The following is a 4,245-nucleotide window of genomic DNA, read 5'->3' as shown; positions in this document are numbered from 1 at the left end:
CTTCCAGATTGATGTTGTCGACGCCAACGCCGTGCTTACAGACGATTTTCAGCTGCGGCGCTAACGCCAGCAGTTCTTGGTTGATGTCGGTAAAGGCCACGATCATCGCCACGGTGTTAGCCAGATGCGGCTCAAGTGCGCTTAGCGGCGCATCGGCGGGCAGCATGATCAGCTCAAAACCGTGCTGCTGCAGCGTTGCTATCGGCGTCGCGTCATATTTCGCAAACGACGGTGAAGTGCAGATGACTTTCATAATTCTTCCCGATGTTGAAAAAAACAGATAACAGCCGGTGCCAGGGTCGCCATTGATGACGACCTGGCTGGCTACTCACCTGAAAATTACTGCAAATACTGATTCACAATCTGGCGGATCTTCTGCTCTTCTTCGGCAGAGAAACTCACCGCGTAGCGGCTGTCACCAACCTCAAAGCCCAGCAGCGTCACCGCTTTTTTCACTGCGGCGGGAGAGAAGCCCACGCTATACAGATCGGTGCGCAGACCGGTGACGTTTTCCTGCGCCAGGCGCGAACCTTCGATATCGCCGGCGTGGAAGCGTGCCCAAATCGCATTGATCTCTTTAGGCGCCACGTTAGCGAGACCAGAAATACAGGCCGAGCAGCCGTCGACAAAGCCCTGATGAATCAGCGAATCCGGGCCGTTCAGCACATCAAAACTGTCGATTCCTGCAGCCGCTTGCAGGAAGCCGCTCAGGCTTTCATAGCTGCCGGCGCTGTCTTTGATGCCGATGATGTTTGGGTGCGCGGCCAACGTGCGCACGGTTTCCGGCTGCAGCGTGTTGCCGGTGCGCGCCGGAATGTTGTAGAGGAACAGCGGCACGTCGATGGCGTCGGCCACTGCGCGATAGTGGGCAATCAGCTCTTCCTGCTTTAGCGGCACGAAATAGGGCGTGATCACCGAAACCGCATCCACGCCCAGCTTCGCTACTTGTTTCCCAAGGCGAATGGTTTCACGCGTGGAGATCTCGCCAATGTGCGCCACCACCGGCGCGCTGCCGTTTACTTCATCAACGCAGGTTTGCGTCACCGCCAGCTTCTCCTGTTCGTTCAACACGAAGAATTCGCCGTTGGTGCCGCCGCAGAAGATGCCGTTGCCGGCGCTTAACTGACGTTTAACCTGTTCGCGTTGGGCGGCTGGATTGAATGCGCCGTCGCGATCGAAGGTGGTGACGATGGCGGTTAACACGCCCTGAATTTTCTTGCTCATGTTGTCCTCGATAATCCTTAGTGATTCAAAGCCGGAAACAGCGTCAGGTAGACGTTGCGTACGTCATCGGCGCCCACTTTCATCGGTACATTCTTCATCAGGCGCTGCACGTCGAGCGCGGCTTCCACCAGATACGGCAGATGATCCGGGCCGATACCCAGCTCTTCCAGGCTGGCGGGCAGCTTCAGGCGTTTCACCAGCGCGGCAAAGTACGCCACCAGCGCGTGGGATTTGGCTTCGTCGTCCAGCGAGGTATCGGCATCTGGCAGCAGATCGTAAGCCTGAGCGAATTTGCTCACCGCCGCCGGACGCACAAAGCGCATGCAGGGCGCGAGCAGAATGGCGTTGGCGACGCCGTGCGGCAGGTGATATTTGCCGCCCAGCGGATAAGACATTGCATGTACCAGATGCGTACCGGCATGCGCAATTGACGCGCCACCGTAATAAGACGCCCACAGCATATTCAGGCGCGCTTCAAGGTTATCCGGCTCCGCGATAGTGGTTTCGAGGCGGGCAAACAGCTTTTTCATGCCGATCAGCGCATAGTTATCGCTCACCGGATTCGACCCGGTAGCGGTAAAGCACTCGATTAAATGGCACAGCGCATCGATACCGGTGGAAGAGGCGATGTGCGGTGGCATGCTGGTGGTGAGCTCTGGCACCAGCGCGACATAATCTGGCAGCATCACCGGCGTGATAATGCCAACCTTGGTCTCTTTCTCGGGGATCGCCAGAATCGCGTTGGGCGTGGCTTCCGAGCCGGTACCTGCGGTGGTAGGGATCAGCAGCGAAGTGGTACGTGTCAGCGGCTTTTCACCCGCCAGCAGCGCATCCAGTGTCGGTGCGCCCTCGACACACAGAATCGACAGCAGCTTGGCGACGTCCAGTACGCTGCCACCGCCGACGCCAATCACCAGATCCACATCGGTGCTCGGCAGCGCGGCGACAATGGCCGCCACGTCGTGCTGGCTGGGCTCTGGCGGCACCGTATTGACGATGCTCAGGCTGGCAATCTGCTGCTTCAGCTGGGCAATCAGCGTCTGCACCGCCGGAATGCCTTCAATATTCTTATCGGTCACCAGCAGCGCTTTTTCTTTACCTTGCAGTAAATAGCTGAGGTCATTAAGCGCCTGAAAGCCACTGATCACGGTGCTGTTGATATTCATCTCTTACCCTTACGTTTTTTGCGCTGAGTGATTAAGTTTGCTCAAGCAGCGCGAGGTCCATCACTACAGTGCCTAATTTTATAGGACAAATTGATTTCGATTAATTTGATCTTGCTCACATATAATCAATCATGATTGAATATAATCATTGCAGCACGGCAGATGCCGGAACAGGAGAGAGCATGACTTTACCGCCATGGAAAACGCCAGTCCTGGTGATTGCTGATGATTTCACCGGCGCCAATGACGCGGGCAGCGGGCTGGCACAAGCCGGAGCGCGAGTGCATGTGCTGTTTGATAGCAGCACGCCGCATGACGCTGATGCCGCCGATGTGCTGGTGATCAGCACCGATAGCCGTGCGCTCAGCGAACAGGAAGCGGCACGGCGCACGCGGGCTGCCATTGAGCAACATCAGGCCATCGCTAGCGACGGTTGGTTGTTTAAGAAGATTGATTCCACGCTGCGCGGCAATCCCGGCGCGGAAATTACTGCCGCGATGCAGGCTAGCGGCAAAACATTAGCTTTAGTGGTGCCGGCGGTGCCGAAGCTTGGACGCACCACGCGTGCGGGTGAAGTGTGGATCCATCAGCAACGTCTGATCGACAGCGAGTTCGCCAGCGATCCTAAAACGCCGGTCACCAGCGGCCATGTGCTGACGCGATTGCAGATGCAAAGCACCTTGCCGGGTGAAACCCTCGATCTCGCCACGTTGCGCGACGACCATCTGGCGCAGGTGCTCGCCAGCAAGCAAGGTTTGCTGGTGGTGGATATCGAGCAGGACGCCGACATTGCCTTATTAATTGCGGCGGCAGCCTCGCTGGAGACGCGTCCACTGCTGGCCGGTGCGTCCGGGCTCAGCGATGCGCTTGGCGCGTTGCTGGCGGCGCGTCAGCCGCGTCCGGTGCTGGCGGTAGTCGGCTCGATGAGCGCGATTACGCAGCAGCAGATTACGCGCCTCGCCAGCCAGCGTGACATCCGCGTTATCGACATTGATATCCGCCAGCTGTTTGCCCAACCGGCCTGGCCGCAGGCTGAACAGTGGCAGCAGGCAATGCAGCAGGCGCTGTGCGACGGCACGCATTGCGTGGTGCGCACTACGCAACACGCCGATCAGCGCCATGAGATTGAGCAGTTGTGTCAACAGCATCAGATTTCACGTCAGTTATTGGGCGAGCGCATCTGCCAGTTTCTTGCGCAGTTAACCCGCCGCGTGTGCAGCGAGGTGCAGCCCGCTGGGCTGTATCTCTCTGGCGGTGATGTGGCGATTGCCGTGGCGCAGGCGTTTGGCGCGAGCGGTTTCCAAATTCAGGGCCTTGTGGCGGGCTGCGTGCCGCACGGGGTTTTGCTTAACAGTGAATTACACCTGCCGGTGATGACCAAAGCAGGTGGCTTTGGTGACGAAAACACCCTGGTAGAAGCCATTCGTTTTATTGAGGAGAAGTCGAGTGAGTAAAATTATTGCGATTACCATGGGCGATCCGGCGGGCATCGGCCCGGAGATCATCATTAAAGTGCTGGCAGAAGGTGAGTTAGCGGGCGTGCCTGCGGTGGTGGTGGGTTGCGCCAACACGCTGCGTCGGGTGATGGGACTCAATGTCACGCCGCAGGCTGAACTGCGCGTGCTCGACCAGGTCAAGGATGCGCACTTCGCGCCCGGCATTATCAACGTGATTGATGAACCGCTGGCGGATGCCGCCGCGCTGCAGCCCGGCGTGGTGCAGAAAGCGGCTGGCGATTTGGCCTGGCGCTGCGTCAAACGCGCAACCGAACTGGCGCTGGCTGGCGAGGTGCAGGCGATTGCCACCGCACCGTTAAATAAAGAGGCGCTGCACTCGGCGGGGCATATTTATCCCG

4 protein-coding genes and 1 pseudogene are annotated in these 4,245 nt (G+C 58.4%); 2 read left to right on the top strand and 3 right to left on the bottom strand.

Features of this window, described 5'->3' with window-relative positions:
• From RTY00_RS20905 to RTY00_RS20895, 3 genes and pseudogenes are all read right to left on the bottom strand, one after another.
• Nucleotides 1-253 (bottom strand): annotated as a pseudogene (locus RTY00_RS20905) (hydroxyacid dehydrogenase); the annotation flags it as partial.
• A gap of 86 nt (nucleotides 254-339) precedes the next feature.
• On the bottom strand, nucleotides 340-1,224 hold the full coding sequence (locus tag RTY00_RS20900) for a dihydrodipicolinate synthase family protein (protein ID WP_008108544.1): 885 nt from the start codon (nucleotides 1,222-1,224) through the stop codon (nucleotides 340-342).
• Between the two features lie 17 nt (nucleotides 1,225-1,241).
• Nucleotides 1,242-2,390: an iron-containing alcohol dehydrogenase gene (locus tag RTY00_RS20895; RefSeq protein ID WP_312665974.1), complete on the bottom strand. Its 1,149-nt coding sequence runs from the start codon at nucleotides 2,388-2,390 to the stop codon at nucleotides 1,242-1,244.
• Nucleotides 2,391-2,572: 182 nt separating this feature from the next.
• On the opposite strand from RTY00_RS20895, the gene dtnK reads away from it, so the two are divergent.
• Together dtnK and RTY00_RS20885 are read left to right on the top strand one after the other, a co-directional pair.
• A complete protein-coding gene (gene dtnK, locus RTY00_RS20890) occupies nucleotides 2,573-3,844 on the top strand; it encodes a D-threonate kinase (RefSeq protein ID WP_312665973.1) in 1,272 nt (423 codons plus the stop codon).
• On the top strand, nucleotides 3,837-4,245 hold a 409-nt coding region (locus RTY00_RS20885; protein ID WP_312665972.1), incomplete at its 3' end, for a 4-hydroxythreonine-4-phosphate dehydrogenase PdxA. The genes dtnK and RTY00_RS20885, both read left to right, overlap by 8 nt.

It is taken from the genome of Pantoea sp. CTOTU49201, from assembly GCF_032054795.1.
In the GTDB taxonomy this organism is placed as follows: domain Bacteria; phylum Pseudomonadota; class Gammaproteobacteria; order Enterobacterales; family Enterobacteriaceae; genus Pantoea; species Pantoea symbiotica.
The sequence above is the reverse complement of the archived record's forward strand: the minus strand, read 5'-3'. Positions and strand labels throughout refer to the sequence as shown.

Excerpts from the sequence above, each read along its gene's own strand:
- RTY00_RS20895 (WP_312665974.1), bottom strand. The coding sequence starts at position 2,390 with ATGAATATCAACAGCACCGTGATCAGTGGCTTTCAGGCGCTTAATGAC.
- RTY00_RS20900 (WP_008108544.1), bottom strand. The coding sequence starts at position 1,224 with ATGAGCAAGAAAATTCAGGGCGTGTTAACCGCCATCGTCACCACCTTC.
- dtnK (WP_312665973.1), top strand. The coding sequence starts at position 2,573 with ATGACTTTACCGCCATGGAAAACGCCAGTCCTGGTGATTGCTGATGAT.